Origin of the sequence: Veillonella sp. oral taxon 158 (assembly GCF_018376515.1) — a bacterium.
Taxonomy (GTDB): Bacteria; Bacillota; Negativicutes; order Veillonellales; family Veillonellaceae; genus Veillonella; species Veillonella rogosae.
In genome coordinates, this window is record NZ_JAHABE010000003.1 from 70,206 (window position 1) to 85,770 (window position 15,565).

Genomic DNA, 15,565 nt, shown 5'->3' on the forward strand with positions numbered 1-15,565 from the left:
AACAAACAATTTATTTCATTTTTTCATCTATGGAGGTTAATATGCCAATTATCCATGTAGAGCTCGTTGAAGGGCGCACAAAAGAACAAAAGAAACAATTAGGTGAAGCTATCACTAAAGCTGCGGTTGATATCGTGAATGTTCCTGCTGATGCAGTAAAAGTTATCTTCGTAGATATGAAAAAAGATGATTATATGGAAGGCGGCATTTTGCGGTCTGAACGCTAAGCTACGACTGACCGCCTAGTCCATAGGGACTAGGCGGGTCGTAGTTTTGTTTTATTATACGGAAAGGAATTAAATAATGAGAGACGATAAATTCGGTATGCGTGGACTCACTTTTGATGATGTATTATTAGTACCAGCGGCTTCTGATGTGCTGCCAAGTCAAGTAGAGTTGAAAACTCAACTGACTCGCGACATAACGTTAAATATCCCGATGATTAGTTCTGGGATGGATACGGTTACTGAATCTCGTATGGCTATTGCTATGGCTCGTGAAGGGGGCCTTGGTGTTATCCATAAGAATATGTCTATTGAAGAACAAGCCCATGAAGTTGACAAGGTAAAGCGCTCTGAACATGGTGTTATCGTTGATCCTATTTTCTTAAGCCCTCAAAATTTACTATCTGATGCAGCAGAAATTATGGAAAAATATAAAATTTCTGGTGTACCTATCACAGAACATGGTAAACTAGTAGGGATCATTACAAATCGCGATATGCGTTTTGAAACTGATTTAACTCGCCAAATCGGAGATTGCATGACAAAGGATTCCCTTGTTACTGCACCAGAAGGTACATCTCTTGAAGAGGCGAAAGCAATTTTAAGTGAACATCGTATTGAAAAATTACCTCTCGTAGATGGCGATGGTAACTTAAAAGGTTTAATTACTATAAAAGATATTGAAAAAGCGACAAAATATCCAAATGCAGCTAAGGATACTAGTGGTCGATTATTAGTTGGTGCCGCAGTAGGTGTATCTCAAGATATGTATGATCGTCTTGATGCCCTTGTATCTGCTAAAGCTGACGTGATTATCGTTGATACTGCTCATGGCCATTCTGCAGGTGTACTACGTACATTGAAGGACATTAAACAAGCCTATCCTCATATTCCAGTAATTGCTGGTAATGTGGCTACTGCAGCAGGTACTGAGGCTCTCATTGAAGCAGGTGCTGATGCTGTTAAGGTTGGTATTGGCCCTGGATCTATTTGTACAACTCGCGTTATTGCTGGTATTGGGGTACCTCAAATTACAGCGGTCTATGAGGCTGCTCAAGTAGGTCGTCGCTATGGAATTCCTATCATCGCTGATGGGGGCATTAAATACTCTGGCGATATTGCTAAGGCTATTGCAGCTGGTGCCAATGTAGTTATGATGGGCAATATTTTAGCTGGTACTGATGAAAGCCCAGGGGAACAAGTGATTTACCAAGGTCGTTCCTATAAAGTGTACCGTGGCATGGGTAGCTTAGGGGCTATGAAGCTTGGTAGTAAAGATCGATATTTCCAAACAGAAGCTAAGAAATTAGTTCCTGAAGGTATAGAAGGTCGCGTACCGTATAAAGGTATGTTGGCCGATACAATTTTCCAAATGGTTGGTGGTTTGCGTGCAAGTATGGGGTATTGCGGATGTCATAACATCCAAGAAATGATTGAAAATACTCAATTCATTCAAATTACAGCGGCTGGTTTGAGAGAAAGTCATCCGCATGATGTAAGCATTACCGTTGAGGCACCAAATTATAGTGGTTGATAATGGAGTATTACATTGAATAAACGTATTTCTGTTTTATCTGTGCCTATCGATTGTGTAACAATGGATGAGGCAGTCCAACGAATTTTACAATTGACTGAACAGCCGGGGCTACACTTAGTAGCCACGGCTAATGCAGAAATGGTTATGTTGGCAAATGAAAACCCTACATTGCACACCATATTGAATGATGCTAGTCTCGTCGTGCCTGATGGGGCTGGCATTTTGTGGGCTGCAGAACGTCAAGGTGAACATGTACCTGAACGTGTAACAGGTGTAGACGTAACTAAGGAGTTGTTCAAAGTTGCGGCTACCCATCATATTCCTGTATACTGCTTAGGGGCGGCACCTGGTGTTGCTCAGCGTGCAGTTGATAATTTGGCGGCTCAAGTGGGTGAGTTAAATATAGCAGGAATTCATGATGGATTCTTCGATAGCGCAGAGGAACAAGAAATCATTAATACTATTGGTGAATCTAAGGCGAAATTAGTATTTGTTGCCTTAGGTGTACCAAAGCAAGAGCAATGGATTGCAGAAAAGTTGAGTCACCTTGATGGCGTAGTGGCTATTGGTATTGGTGGGTCCTTTGATGTCTTGGCAGGTAATATTCCTCGGGCTCCAGAATGGATGCAACGGAATCGACTTGAATGGTTGTATCGATTATATTTAGAACCTCAACGGATTGGCCGCATGTTGGCTATTCCAAAGTTTATGTGGACCGTTATTAGAAATAAATAGGGAGTGTTGAATCGTGCCTACAGGACCAATTATTAAGGAAGGATTTCCACTGATAGGGGCTATGCTCGTTATCACAGTGGTATTAGGATTTTTAGGGCATTATGTAATTGCGATTATTTCATTTATTTTGGCATTATTTTTCGTCAATTTCTTTAGAAATCCTAAACGTGTAATCCCTCAAGATCCAGAATTGATTTTGTCCCCTGCAGATGGGAAAATCATGGATATTTCTGATGTATATGAAGATATTTACTTACATAAAGAATGTAAAAAGGTGACTATCTTCCTATCTGTTTTTGACGTACATGCTAATCGTGCGCCTATAGATGGTAAAATTACGTACCGTCACTATACGATGGGCAGTTTCTTGCCTGCCTTCAAAGATGATGTAGGCTTTGAAAATGAACGTCATACTATTTGTATTGAGAATGATCGTACCTCCGTTTTGGTAACACAAATCGCAGGCCTTTTAGCAAGACGTATCGTATCTTGGACAGATCTCGATAGCGAGCTTGAACGCGGTCAATTGTACGGAATGATTAAGTTCGGTTCCTGTACTGAGCTCTATATGGATAAGAATGTAGAGTTATTCGTGGAAAAAGGTCAACATATTACAGGTGGAGACACTGTTATCGGGAGGTTGCGTCATGAATAAATCTATTATTCCAAATTTGTTTACTAGTGCTAATTTAGCCTTTGGTGTGCTAGGTATCACATTCTCTGCCACAGGGAATACCTTCTATGCTGCTATCTGCGTACTATTATCCTTAGTTGCTGATGGTTTAGATGGTCGTGTAGCGAGAGCGTTAGGTGTGGCAGGACCTATGGGTCGTGAACTAGACTCTTTGTCAGATGTTGTAGGCTTTGGTGTAGCACCAGCTTACATGCTCTATATGAAAGAACTCTACGGTTTAGGCTGGGTTGCCTATGTACCATTATTAGTATTTGCTGTATTGGGCGCATTCCGCCTTGCTCGTTTTAACATTAAAACCGATGAAGTACATGGTTACTTTGAAGGTTTACCAATTCCAGCTGCAGGCTGTTTGGCGGCAACGTACGTATTGTGTGGCGTATCGGTGCCTCAATTTGTATTGGTAGTTTGTATGATTGGTGTAGGCATCCTCATGGTTAGTGAAGTAAAATATCCTGACTTTAAAGGTAAGAGCGAAATTTATATTAATAAGCTTTCTTATGTGCTTACAGCAATTTTCGTGATAGCATGTCTCGTGTATGATTGGCATACTTGGGCTGTTATGATTTTTGCAGGCTATGTAATGTTTGGGCTCATCAATGGGGCTTTAAATATAGTACGTAAATAGGTGTGTGGAGGAAAATAGTATGAATTACCTACTGGATCTATTACTGATCCCTATGCAGGTAATAATCGTAATCTATACGGTTTATTATTTTATACTCGCTGTTGTTGGTATGTGGCGGTCGCGAGTACATAAAAACTATACCCCTAAAAATTCCTTTGCCATCGTTGTATGTGCTCATAATGAGGAAGCAGTAGTTGGTGAGTTAGTAAAAAACTTACGTGGCTTAGATTATCCTGATGAGCTGTACGATATCTTTGTGGTAGCAGATAACTGTACAGATAAGACAGCTGAAGTTGCTAGTGCTGCTGGTGCTAATGTGCATGTGCGCGAAAACAAACAAGAAGTAGGTAAAGGTTATGCCATGGGGTGGATGTTTGATCGAGTAGAGAAAATGGAAAGGAAATACGATGCCTTCCTTATCTTTGATGCCGATAATTTAGTACATCCACAATTTATGTTAGAAATGAATGATCACCTTGAAAAAGGTGAGTCTGTAATTCAAGGTTACTTGAACTCTAAAAACCCAACGGATTCTTGGGTAGCAGGTACGTTCTCCATCGCGTTCTGGATGGTAAACCATATGTGGCATTTAGCAAAATATCGCATTGGTTTGTCTACCGCTTTGGGTGGTACAGGTATGTGTATCCGTACATCTATCATTCGCGAGTACGGTTGGGATTGTAATAGCTTGACTGAGGATATGGAATTCTCCATGAAGTTATTAACTCATGGTATCCGTACATGTTGGGGCCACGATGCCATCGTATACGATGAGAAGGTAACGACCATGATGGCCTCCTGTAAACAGCGTTTACGTTGGGCTCAAGGCCAATTTGACTGTGCTGGTCGATATATTCCTAAATTGTTTGCTACAGGCATTAAAACTGGGAATATTATGATTTTGGATGGTATTTTCCAAGTGAGTCAACCCTATTTCTTATTGTTGACTACTGTATACTTGGTGTTGTCTTACATCAATGCGTATACTCCAATTTATACAAATATTTTGTATCAAATCATGCCAATGTCTGTTTGGACTATTATCGGTGTTGGTCAATATTTATTCCCATTAATCGTGTTATTGAAAATTAAGGTGCCACCAAAGATTTGGTTCTACTATTTACTATATCCATTATTTGTTTATTCTTGGATTCCAGTAAATATTTTAGGTTGGTTCCGTCGTCACAACAAAGTATGGTCTCACACAGTTCATACGAGAGCTGTTGGCTTAGATGACGTTAAATTAACGCGTATGGGAAATATGAATAAGAATAAAAAATAGAATCTGTAGGAGTGACTATGCATATTTTAATGTGTAATGATGATGGTATTTTAGCAGATGGTTTACGCCATCTTGCATCGTACTTAAGTCAATATTATCGAATTACCGTTGTAGCACCTGCGAATGAGCAAAGTGCTAAATCCCATGCATTGACGACTGAGGTTCCATTAAAACTAGATGCGTACAATGGCGAGGATGAAAATCCTCGCCTTTATGCTCTAACGGGAACGCCGTCTGATTGTATGAAGTTTGGCCTTAGTTATTTATTGACTGATGATATGCCTGACCTTGTAATTTCTGGTATTAATCATGGTTTTAACTTAGGCTCTGATGTATTGTATTCTGGTACTGTATCAGCTGCTATGGAAAGTTGTTTTTACGGCATTCCAGGATTAGCTTTGTCTGTTGAGCGCTATTCGGCTGAACGAGGCGCTGAAATGCATCCCTTTATTCATGAATTAATTGATAAAATTTATGTTAAGGGCCAGTTTAGCGGTTTGCTTAATGTGAACTTCCCATTGCGTGGCATTTGCGATTGGGATCATTTTAAAATGGTGAGCCAAGGCTTGCAGACTTATAGTAATATTATCGATGCTCGTATTAACTCAAGAGGGCAGGATTACTATTGGCTAGCAGGTGAATTAGATTATGGTGCTGAAAGTGTGCCTACCGATGTAGAATATGCTCGTAAGGGATATATTACAGGGGTAGCACTTACGTGGAAACAACAATGTGATTCCGATATGGAAGTTGTTAAAAATATTTTAGAGAAAATATAAAAAACAGGTTGACATTGTTTAGGGATGTCTGTATAATAACAAATGTTCCGAGACGCCGGAGTGGCGGAATGGCAGACGCACTTGACTCAAAATCAAGCGGGTAACACCGTGTGGGTTCAAGTCCCACCTCCGGCACCAACTTTAGGCGGTAAGACTTTTGTCTTACCGCCTATTTTTTATATTTATTGAATTTATATACTTAATATACATTTTTCTTTTTGAGGTGACATTATGGATCAAGGTGTAATTGACTATATTGCTAATGTCTTTGATATTCCAAAGCTAACACAACATGTAAGTGCTGTTCAAATGCCATTACCTTTATTTCGTTTAGCAGAAATCCCGTTAGATGCGGGCGTAAATCAATGCCAAGGATTTTGTTATAACTCTAAAAAAGATGTTTTTGTTTTAGCTTGTATTAACTCTGAAAATACAAAGCAAATTATTTACGAAATTAATCCTACAACTTTTAAGGTAGTTGCAAAATATGAATATAGTCATAAAAAGCTGTTAGGTCACATGAATACCTTAACTTATAATCCTAACAATAATCGCTACTATACGACAAATGCCGTTGTAGATGGTTATATTGTTACGCCTATAGAGGCGGATAGTATGATTGTAGAAGCACCTATTAGATTAAAAGAAAAGGTATTTAACTTTGCCTTTGATAAAGACCGTAATGCATACGTATCTATTGTGCCGTTAACAAATTCTCATCGTACAATTAATTATTATGACTCTAATTTTAATAAGATTAAGACTTATAAGATTGACGTAGAGCATACAGATTTAAACAATAATGGTGCTTATGCTGGCAATGGTAATACTATTTTTACAACCTTAACAACCTTTGTTTTTGTCGATGAAGAAGGGGTTGTGAAAAATATTAGCCCTTATACATCTGGTATGGAGGTTGAGGATATGGATTATCGTAATGGTCAAATGTATATGGCTGTAAATCGTAAGGGGAAAGTTGAAATTTACGGCTTGCCTAGTTTACCATTCTCTGTAAATGCCTAGATATTATCTATGTTTTAATCCCTTTTAAGAGTGTATAATAATAGTGTTAGGGTATTTTAGGAGCTATTATGAAATTAGGGAACGATATTATAGAAATTGAACGTATCCGCCAAGCTATAGAGCGGTCTAGTTCATTTGTGGAGCGTGTGTATACGCCTCATGAGATAGATTATTGTGAAAGTCGTAATAAAGGGCGTTATGAATCCTTCGCAGGTATTTATGCCGCAAAAGAGGCATTTATTAAAGCGCTAGGGACGGGGATGCGCCATGGATCTTGGCAAGATATAGAAATATATCACGATGAATTAGGGGCGCCTTTGATCCGTTTACAAGATACTTTCAAAAATATCTATGAAACCTTAGGCTATACTAATATTCACGTATCAATTAGTCATTGCAAGGAATACGCAATGAGTACGGTTATACTTGAAGGAGCATAAGATGAATATTTTAACAACTGAAGATGCTCGATTTATAGATCGAGAGGTTCCTAAGCAATTAGGTGTCTCTTTAGAAATTCTTATGGAAAATGCAGGACGAGGCATTGTTGATGCTTTATGGGGACAATATGATTTGTTTTCCTTAGATAACGCCCGTTCTATCAATAGTTTTGTTCTATTTATCTGCGGTACAGGGAATAATGGGGCAGATGGTCTTGTAGCGGCTCGCCATTTAATGGAACAAGGTGTACCTGTACAAATTGTACTAGTAGGAGATACTAGCAAATGTAGTGATCTTTTTGCATTGCAATTAGAGCGGTGTGAGGCCATGGGTTGTATCATCGATATGTATGATGAATTTAACGATTGGTCTAATGTAGCTGTTGCTGTGGAAGGTATTATGGGAACAGGCTTAACTGGAAAGTTGAGAGATTTAACTGTAGATGTACTCCATGATATTGATACTATGCGCAGTCAATATAATTTTGATTTATGGGCCATTGATGTACCTGCTGGCTTAGATGCTACAACAGGTCAAATAGCTGAAGGTACATTGGCCTATGATTACACAGTTACCTTTGGCGCCATTAAACAAGGATTATTACTATATCCTGGCAAGGCTGTAGGGGGGATAGCTGTTGTTGCTCCGTTAGGAGCACCTTGGCAGCAAGTGCTAGGAGATCGTGATATTACTGTAACAATTGATTCTGATTTAGCGGAAAAACTTATTAACTATCGGATTCCTATGGCTCACAAAGGCGTCAATGGGAATGCCTTGATTATTGGTGGCTCTAATGATATGATAGGGGCTCCTATTTTAGCTGCAGAGGCTGCAGTTCATAGTGGCGCTGGCAAGGTGACTTTAGGTGTACCAGAAGTGATTAAACCAGTCGTACAAGGTCGCATTATACCGGAAGTAATGGTCACCTCTACAGAGGCTCATAAAGCTATGTTAGAAGGGCGTCAAGTGGTTGCTATGGGACCAGGCCTAGGACGTACTAGTGATATTCCTGATTTTGTAGATTTTATTTTAGATAGCTACGAAGGTCCATTGGTTCTTGATGCAGATGCTCTTTATGCATTGGGTCATGTAGGTTCTGTTGATAAAGATGCCTTGCGCGATGGGGATATTGAGTCTATATACGCGGTGAAACGAGATCTATCTTATTGTGTTATGACACCTCACTTAGGTGAGTTTAGTAGGCTCATTGATTTGCCTATCAAATGGATTGAGCGTCATTATATTACGCTAGCAAGAGAATTTGCTAAGGCACACCAAGTTGTTTTAGTATTAAAAGGGATTCCTTCTGTTGTAGCATTGCCAGATGGAACTGTATATGTTAATACGATTGGTAACGCTGGTATGGGTACTGGCGGTATGGGGGATGTACTAACCGGTGTAATCGCTGGATTCATTAGCCAAGGTTATTCTTTACAAGATAGTGCAGTTCTCGGCGTGTATGTGCATAGTCGTAGTGCTGATATTTTGAACGACACTAAGGCTTGGGGGTATACACCTAGTGATGTGAGCACTTCACTAGGATGTGTAATTAGTGAACTGTTGGGAGAATAAGAATGACAAATAAAATACAACGCTTTATAGCTTTTTTGCTAGTATTATGTATTCCTATCTTTGCCATTGCAGGTTGTACAAATAAAGATGTAGCTAATGCTGCTAATCAAGCAACGTCAAGTACTCATGGAGGTTACTCCATTGATACTAAGACAACTACACCTGAAGGTAAGCTAGATGTATATATGCTAGATATTGGCCAAGGAGATGCTATATTGCTTAAGGTGGGCGATGAATATAGCATGATCGATACTGGCGATATTGAACATCGAGAAAATATTGTAGCTCAGCTAAAAGCCATGGGGGTTACAAAGTTAAAAAATATTATAATTACGCATCCTCATGCAGATCATATGGGTGGTTTCTATGCCATTGCCAAAGCAATGCCTATTGAAAATGTATATGATGATGGTATTTCTGTTGATAACAATATGTTCAAAACCTATGAAAAGTGGATTGAAAAAAATAAAATCAAACGTTCTACTTTGAGAAGTGGTGATGTAGTTGATTTTGGTCATGGTGCCGTATTTGTTGTGTATGCTCCTTGGACGGAGGTCTTAACTGATAAAAAAGGCGAACCAGATCTCAACAATAACTCTATTGTAGGTAAGTTAATCTTTGGTAAATTCTCAATGCTCTTTACGGGAGATGCCGAATTACAAGAAGAGAAAAAACTGGTAAAAGAGCAGAACTCTAAACTGTTTGCTCGCGTTCTTAAGGTAGGTCATCACGGTTCTCGTACAAGTAGCTCTGAAGATTTTTTGAAATCTATTAGACCAGAAAGTGCATTAATTTCAAATGGCATGTATAATAAGTATGGTCATCCTCACGATGTAACATTACGTCGTTTACAGGAAAACAATATTGCCATTTACCGTACGGATACGATGGGACGTATTCACATTAGTACGGATGGGAATGAATGGCAGATTACAACTGAACGATAGTGTCGATTGTATAGCATAAAAAATAATTTTAAGCAACTGTTTATTGTGTCTTTGATATAAAGACTTTATATAGTAATATGTATAATCGGCATACTTATCTTCATGTTTGTATGAAATAATCTATCTATAATCTAACATTAGTTTATGGATAGATTGGAACGATGAGATTTTGATAGACAAAGATATCATCGACTCATCTCTATGGTTTGGACACTATGTATGTCAGTTAGATTGGAGTGAATGTATTGCGTAAACTATTTTTTATGTGCCTTGCAGTCTTGATGGCGATACCTTTATTATTGACTCAAGCGAAGGCCGCTAATCTTGAAGATGCACGATGGGTGACTAGAACAGATGCACCTGTACCATATGTTCGTATGGTTATGGATTTGTCAGCGCCGGTGAAAGCGTCCGCATCGATTAGCAAAGATGGGAAAACGACGACTGTTACCTTGAAAAACACGAAGCTAAAGACTGCTAAAGAGAACATTACAATGGACTCAAGCATAGCTAGTTCTGCTAAACTCTCAGAAGACGGCAGAGATGTTAAGGTTACAATCAAGACACCTTCATCTATCGATACGAGTGATGTAAAGGTATTTTCCCTGAAAAAAGATACGGTTAATAAGAAACCATATCGCATCGTTGTAGATGTTCAGAAAAAAGGTGTAACACCTAAACCTGCTTACTATGGTAAACGCCCATCTCCTTCTGCACATCCTGCGAAAAATGTACCGGCTGGATCCGGTAAATACTCAAGTAGCGGTGGTTTATCTGGTAAAACAATCACTATCGATCCTGGTCATGGTGGTAGCGACTCCGGTGCCATAGGACCACATGGCTTACAAGAGAAAAATGTAACATTACCAATTTCTAAGTATTTGAAATCCGCTTTGGAAAGCCGTGGTGCTAAAGTAGTTATGACACGTACTACAGACGTAGACGTATATGGCCCTAATGCAAGTGGTGTTGAAGAATTAGGTGCTCGCGTTAATATTGCGAACCGAAACAATTCTGATGTTCTTGTAAGTGTTCATATCAATGCTTTCACTAACCCAAGCGTGGGTGGTATTGCAACATACTACTACAGTAAATCAGGTAATGATGCTAGATTGGCACAAAAGGTTCAAACTCAAATTGCTAATACACCTGGTTTCAATGGTGACCGTGGCATTCAAGAGGGGAACTTATACGTGTTGAGACATTCTAATATGCCTGCAATTCTCGTAGAGCTTGGCTTTATCTCCAATCCTAACGAGGAGCGAGCATTACAGTCTGCTCAAACACAAGAAGACTTTGCTAATCGCATTGCAAATGGTATTGCTAATTACTTTGGAGGTTAATCGATGAAATTACGTAAACAAGTTCTTTCGATCCTCTGTGTAGGCATGCTAGCATTTGCAGCAGGTTGTACACCTGAACAAGCTCCTACAACAGGTAAAAGCGAGCCTGTGCAAGAGGCGAAAGTCAATAAGGATGCAGAAACTACAAAAGTATCTCAAGAAAAGGTTAAGATGGTATTCTTTGTACCAACAGAGGATGGTTCTGGGGTAAAACAACAGACCGTTGAGATGGAGGCGAATAAAGTAACGCCGAAAGCAGCTCTTCTAGCGATGTTAAAAGCTGACAGAGCTCAAAAATATCCAATATTCACTAAGGATATTGAGATTACATCTGTTACTGTAAAGGACGGTATTGCTTCTGTTGAAGTAAACAATGCCTTCGTAAAAGGTAATGGTGGGGACTTAACTGTTAAATTACAAATGGCTGCCATTGTAAATACATTGACATCCTTTGATAATATTAATGGTGTACTCTTCGTCAGCGAGGGTAAAAAGGTTCCTACAGTAGGCTCCTTTGATACTAAAGATCCAGTTAAACGGATGACGAACTTAATCAAAAAATAATTCCCTTAGGAACATTGATAGCAGATAGTTGATATATCAACTATCTGCTATTTTTGTTGTCTTTTATATATGTTACAATACAATGAGTATAATAATCAGAAACTAGGTGATCAGATGCAATTAAAAGATGTAGGGGAATTTAATTTCATTCGCCAAATTCAAGATAATACAATATATGACTCTAGTACCGTAGTGTATGGTATTGGTGACGATTGTGCAGTATATAGTGCCGCACCAGATATGGATCAACTCATTAGTACGGATACGATGGTAGAAGGGGTTCATTTTAGCTTTCACTATATGATGCCTTATGATGTAGGACATCGGCTTATGACGGCAAATTTAAGCGATATAGCGGCTATGGGTGGGACCCCAAAACAAATCGTCTTATCTGTTGCAGCCCCCCCACATATAGATACAGAAATTTTAGATGAAATATATAGAGGCATTAAAGCTCAATGCCAACGATATAAGCTAAATATATTAGGTGGTGACACAGTGCGCACGGAAGGTCCTCTGGTGTGGACCGTAACGATTATTGGCGAGGTACCTAAAGGAACTGCAGTTATGCGCAGTGGTGCTCAAGTAGGCGATGTTGTAGGCATTACTAATTATGTAGGCTATGCTGCCACTGGGTTAGGCGCACTTTCATACAATCTAGAAGGCTATGATATGACCAAGATAGGTCATCAACGTCCAGATCCTCAAATTGAATTAGGGGAACAATTGAGACAGTTAGGTGTTCATAGTATGAATGATATTAGCGATGGTCTTGGTAGTGAATTAAATGAAATTGCATCTGCTAGCAATGTTTCTATCCTTGTAGAGGAATCAGCTATTCCACTGCATGAAGAAACCTACGCATTAGCGAAGCATTTACAAACTAAGCCAGTAGATTATGCTCTATATGGTGGAGAAGACTTTCAACTAGTATTTACGGCCCCTAAGTCATTAGTTCCGAAATTAGAAAATCTAGCAGGTATTACATTGATTGGAGAGGTTGTAACTGGACCTCCAAAGGTTGAGATGGTAACACAGGATAGAACGATTAAGACCATAGAAGCGAAAGGATATAATCATTTTCATGAATCATAAGGCACAGGTCCAATTAGAGACACATACAGTAGAAGATACACAACAATTTGGACAGACACTCGGTAAATGGGTACAACAGAATGGAGATTCTTTATGTATTGCCTTAATTGGTGATTTAGGGACGGGTAAAACTCATTTATCCCAGGGCATAGCTAAAGGCTTTGGCATAACAGAGGAGATTACGAGTCCTACCTTTGCCATTATGAATATCTATGATGTGAATCGAACGCATTTATATCATTTTGATGTGTATCGCTTGGATGATATTAGTGAACTGGAAAATATTGGCTTTTACGAATATACAGAAGATTGTGTATCCATTGTGGAATGGGCGGATAAATTCCCTGATGAATTGCCTGATGAAACATTGTGGATTTATTTAAAGCCCATTGGTGATACAAGCCGATCTATTATTTTAGGTAGTGATTACCTTACAGCGGAAGATTTAGTAGAAATAGGAGGCCCATATGTGGTTGGGAATTGAGACGAGCTCACTCGTATCGAGTGTGGCCTTGATGGACGAACATAACCTTATAGGGGAATTGACCATCCAAGCTGGATTGACTCATTCCGAGCAATTAGTACCTCATATTGATATGTTGTTACGTGCCTCTCAAGTTGAAAGAAATGAATTAAAAGGGATCGTAGTTAGTATTGGGCCTGGTTCCTTTACGGGCTTACGCATTGGCATGGGGACAGCAAAGGCAATGGCTTACGCCTTACAAATTCCTTTATATGGTGTTATGACTATGGATAGCTTAGCGCGTAATGTATCCTATACAGATCATACAATTTGTACCGTTATTGATGCACAGAAGAAACATGTCTATGCGGGCATTTATCAATACGTAGGTCACGAACTAGTGTGCAAGGAAGAGCCATTTGTTATACCTGCAAGTGATTTGTTAGACCGCTTTAGAGCAAATGATGATAAAGTATTATTCCTTGGGGATGGCATTAAACGCATTGAAAAACTGTTAGAGGAAAAGGATACTAATTTAACGATTCTAGATATATCACAACGTATTCCAAAGGCTAGTTCGTTACTGTTAGCTGGTCGTAAGTTAATAGATACAAATGAAGTATCTGATCCTATGGATATGGTACCGTATTATATTCGCCGCTCAGAAGCGGAAGTATTATGGGAAGAACGCCATAAGGATAATCCTGACATGTTGAGCCAAAATCCTACCGTAGTAGTGACAGAGGCAGCAGGTGCAGAATGATTGAGATACGTTTAGCCACTATTGAGGATGCTCAAGCTATTTATGAGATCGAACAGCAGTCCTTTTCTGTTCCTTGGAGGTTAGAATCTGTTCTCGCTGAGCTGGAAGGTGCAGCAAATAAACTATATATGGTAATTTGTGAGGAGAACCACATTGTAGGATATGCAGGTGCTTGGCTTGTATACGATGAAGGTCAAATTACGAATATTGCCATTTTGCCTTCTGCCCGTGGTAAAGGATATGGATCAAAACTTACAAAGCAATTAATTGATGAATGTTTTTCGCGAGGCATGCACGAAATCTTTTTAGAGGTGCGCATATCTAATTTAGCTGCATTGGCTATGTATAGAAATTTAGGTTTTTCTGTAAAAGGAATTCGTAAAGAGTACTATTCAGAGCCTACGGAAGATGCGTACATTATGTCTCTCGTTTCAGAGGAAATAGAATGAGTATATACACATTAGCCTTGGAAAGTAGCTGTGATGAAACATCAGCCTCTGTCTTAAAGGATGGACGAACTGTTTTATCTAATGTTATTTCTAGCCAAGTGCCGATTCATAGAAAATTTGGTGGCGTTGTACCAGAAGTCGCATCGCGTCACCATATAGAACAAGTTATACCTGTTATAGATCAAGCGCTACGAGATGCGAATGTGACCTTACAAGATATCGACCACATTGGCGTTACCTATGGTCCCGGCCTTGTTGGTGCACTGTTGGTAGGTGTAGCAGCAGCAAAGGGTTTATCCTTTGCTACGGGCATCCCTTTGGTGCCAGTTCACCATATGGAAGGTCATATTTTTGCTAATTTCTTAGCTAATCCAGAATTAGAGCCTCCATTTTTGAGCCTCGTCGTATCTGGTGGTCATACAATGCTAGTTCATGTAAAAGGGTACGAAGAATTTGATATTCTTGGCCAAACACGAGATGATGCAGCTGGTGAAGCTTTTGATAAAATTGCTCGTGTCATGGGCTTCCCATACCCAGGTGGTCCTCATATTGATGCTCTTGCTGTGGAAGGTGATGCTTATGCCATCGAGTTTCCAAAGGCTTTGAGCGAACCTGGTAATTTTGAATTCAGTTTTAGTGGCTTGAAATCAGCAGTACTAAACTATTTAAATAGCAAACAACAAAAGAATGAGCCCATCAATCAAGCCGATGTGGCAGCGTCCTTCCAAAAGGCCATCGTTGATGTGCTTGTAGAAAAAACAAAAGATGCAGCTCACACATTAGGTGAAACACGTATTACTATTGCTGGTGGTGTATCTGCTAACAAGGGGTTACAACAAGCATTAGAAGCTATGTGCCAAGAAGAAGGCTTTACTTATTACAAGCCTCATAAAATTTTGTCTACTGACAATGCGGCCATGATTGGTTGTCGAGCCTATTATATGGCACAAGCTGGTAAATTTGGCGATTTAACATTAAATGCAAAACCAAGTGTTGAAATTGGTCATGTATCTTGGAAAGAGGATTAAT

At 39.3% G+C, this 15,565-nt stretch carries 18 protein-coding genes and 1 tRNA gene; all 19 read left to right on the forward strand.

Annotated elements, in window-relative coordinates:
- Nucleotides 1-41 precede the first annotated feature (41 nt).
- The 19 genes from KH364_RS02715 to tsaD all read left to right on the forward strand — a co-directional run bounded on the left by KH364_RS02715 (nt 42) and on the right by tsaD (nt 15,564).
- A complete protein-coding gene (locus tag KH364_RS02715) occupies nt 42-227 on the forward strand; it encodes a 4-oxalocrotonate tautomerase (protein ID WP_004696087.1) in 186 nt (61 codons plus the stop codon).
- Nucleotides 228-303: 76 nt separating this feature from the next.
- A complete protein-coding gene (gene guaB / locus KH364_RS02720; protein WP_273298476.1) occupies nt 304-1,758 on the forward strand; it encodes an IMP dehydrogenase in 1,455 nt (484 codons plus the stop codon).
- 15 nt (nt 1,759-1,773) lie between these two features.
- Nucleotides 1,774-2,496, forward strand: coding sequence for a WecB/TagA/CpsF family glycosyltransferase (locus tag KH364_RS02725; RefSeq protein ID WP_009351364.1), 723 nt, complete (start codon nt 1,774-1,776; stop codon nt 2,494-2,496).
- Between the two features lie 13 nt (nt 2,497-2,509).
- Complete coding sequence (locus KH364_RS02730; protein ID WP_009351347.1) at nt 2,510-3,151, forward strand: phosphatidylserine decarboxylase family protein; 642 nt, start codon at nt 2,510-2,512, stop codon at nt 3,149-3,151.
- On the forward strand, nt 3,144-3,815 hold the full coding sequence (gene pssA / locus KH364_RS02735; protein ID WP_273298477.1) for a CDP-diacylglycerol--serine O-phosphatidyltransferase: 672 nt from the start codon (nt 3,144-3,146) through the stop codon (nt 3,813-3,815). Before KH364_RS02730 ends, pssA begins: the two co-directional genes overlap by 8 nt.
- Nucleotides 3,816-3,834: 19 nt before the next feature.
- The gene (locus KH364_RS02740) at nt 3,835-5,097 is read left to right on the forward strand and encodes a glycosyltransferase family 2 protein (RefSeq protein WP_009351363.1); all 1,263 of its coding nucleotides are present in this window, start codon (nt 3,835-3,837) and stop codon (nt 5,095-5,097) included.
- 17 nt (nt 5,098-5,114) lie between these two features.
- Nucleotides 5,115-5,876, forward strand: coding sequence for a 5'/3'-nucleotidase SurE (gene surE / locus KH364_RS02745; RefSeq protein ID WP_273298479.1), 762 nt, complete (start codon nt 5,115-5,117; stop codon nt 5,874-5,876).
- A 54-nt stretch (nt 5,877-5,930) separates the two neighbouring features.
- Nucleotides 5,931-6,014, forward strand: a tRNA-Leu gene (locus KH364_RS02750).
- A gap of 93 nt (nt 6,015-6,107) precedes the next feature.
- On the forward strand, nt 6,108-6,899 hold the full coding sequence (locus tag KH364_RS02755; RefSeq protein ID WP_265138949.1) for a hypothetical protein: 792 nt from the start codon (nt 6,108-6,110) through the stop codon (nt 6,897-6,899).
- 68 nt (nt 6,900-6,967) lie between these two features.
- The gene (acpS, locus tag KH364_RS02760) at nt 6,968-7,339 is read left to right on the forward strand and encodes a holo-ACP synthase (RefSeq protein WP_009351374.1); all 372 of its coding nucleotides are present in this window, start codon (nt 6,968-6,970) and stop codon (nt 7,337-7,339) included.
- 1 nt (nt 7,340) lies between these two features.
- Nucleotides 7,341-8,912, forward strand: a complete 1,572-nt coding sequence (locus KH364_RS02765) for an NAD(P)H-hydrate dehydratase (RefSeq protein ID WP_273298481.1) — start codon at nt 7,341-7,343, stop codon at nt 8,910-8,912.
- A 2-nt stretch (nt 8,913-8,914) separates the two neighbouring features.
- A complete protein-coding gene (locus KH364_RS02770) occupies nt 8,915-9,859 on the forward strand; it encodes a ComEC/Rec2 family competence protein (protein WP_009351344.1) in 945 nt (314 codons plus the stop codon).
- Nucleotides 9,860-10,104: 245 nt separating this feature from the next.
- Nucleotides 10,105-11,202 carry an N-acetylmuramoyl-L-alanine amidase gene (locus tag KH364_RS02775; RefSeq protein WP_105082044.1) on the forward strand — a complete coding sequence of 366 codons (1,098 nt, stop codon included), beginning with the start codon at nt 10,105-10,107 and terminating at the stop codon, nt 11,200-11,202.
- Between the two features lie 3 nt (nt 11,203-11,205).
- Nucleotides 11,206-11,766: a GerMN domain-containing protein gene (locus KH364_RS02780; RefSeq protein ID WP_273298484.1), complete on the forward strand. Its 561-nt coding sequence runs from the start codon at nt 11,206-11,208 to the stop codon at nt 11,764-11,766.
- A 114-nt stretch (nt 11,767-11,880) separates the two neighbouring features.
- Nucleotides 11,881-12,861, forward strand: a complete 981-nt coding sequence (gene thiL, locus KH364_RS02785; protein ID WP_273298485.1) for a thiamine-phosphate kinase — start codon at nt 11,881-11,883, stop codon at nt 12,859-12,861.
- Nucleotides 12,851-13,345 (forward strand): tRNA (adenosine(37)-N6)-threonylcarbamoyltransferase complex ATPase subunit type 1 TsaE, encoded by a 495-nt coding sequence (tsaE, locus tag KH364_RS02790; RefSeq protein WP_273298487.1) that lies wholly within the window; start codon nt 12,851-12,853, stop codon nt 13,343-13,345. The genes thiL and tsaE overlap by 11 nt, the downstream gene beginning before the upstream one ends.
- Nucleotides 13,329-14,087 carry a tRNA (adenosine(37)-N6)-threonylcarbamoyltransferase complex dimerization subunit type 1 TsaB gene (gene tsaB, locus KH364_RS02795; RefSeq protein WP_273298488.1) on the forward strand — a complete coding sequence of 253 codons (759 nt, stop codon included), beginning with the start codon at nt 13,329-13,331 and terminating at the stop codon, nt 14,085-14,087. Before tsaE ends, tsaB begins: the two co-directional genes overlap by 17 nt.
- Nucleotides 14,087-14,536, forward strand: coding sequence for a ribosomal protein S18-alanine N-acetyltransferase (rimI, locus tag KH364_RS02800; protein ID WP_273298616.1), 450 nt, complete (start codon nt 14,087-14,089; stop codon nt 14,534-14,536). The genes tsaB and rimI overlap by 1 nt, the downstream gene beginning before the upstream one ends.
- Nucleotides 14,533-15,564, forward strand: coding sequence for a tRNA (adenosine(37)-N6)-threonylcarbamoyltransferase complex transferase subunit TsaD (gene tsaD, locus KH364_RS02805; RefSeq protein WP_273298490.1), 1,032 nt, complete (start codon nt 14,533-14,535; stop codon nt 15,562-15,564). Before rimI ends, tsaD begins: the two co-directional genes overlap by 4 nt.
- The last annotated feature ends 1 nt before the right edge of the window (nt 15,565 follow it).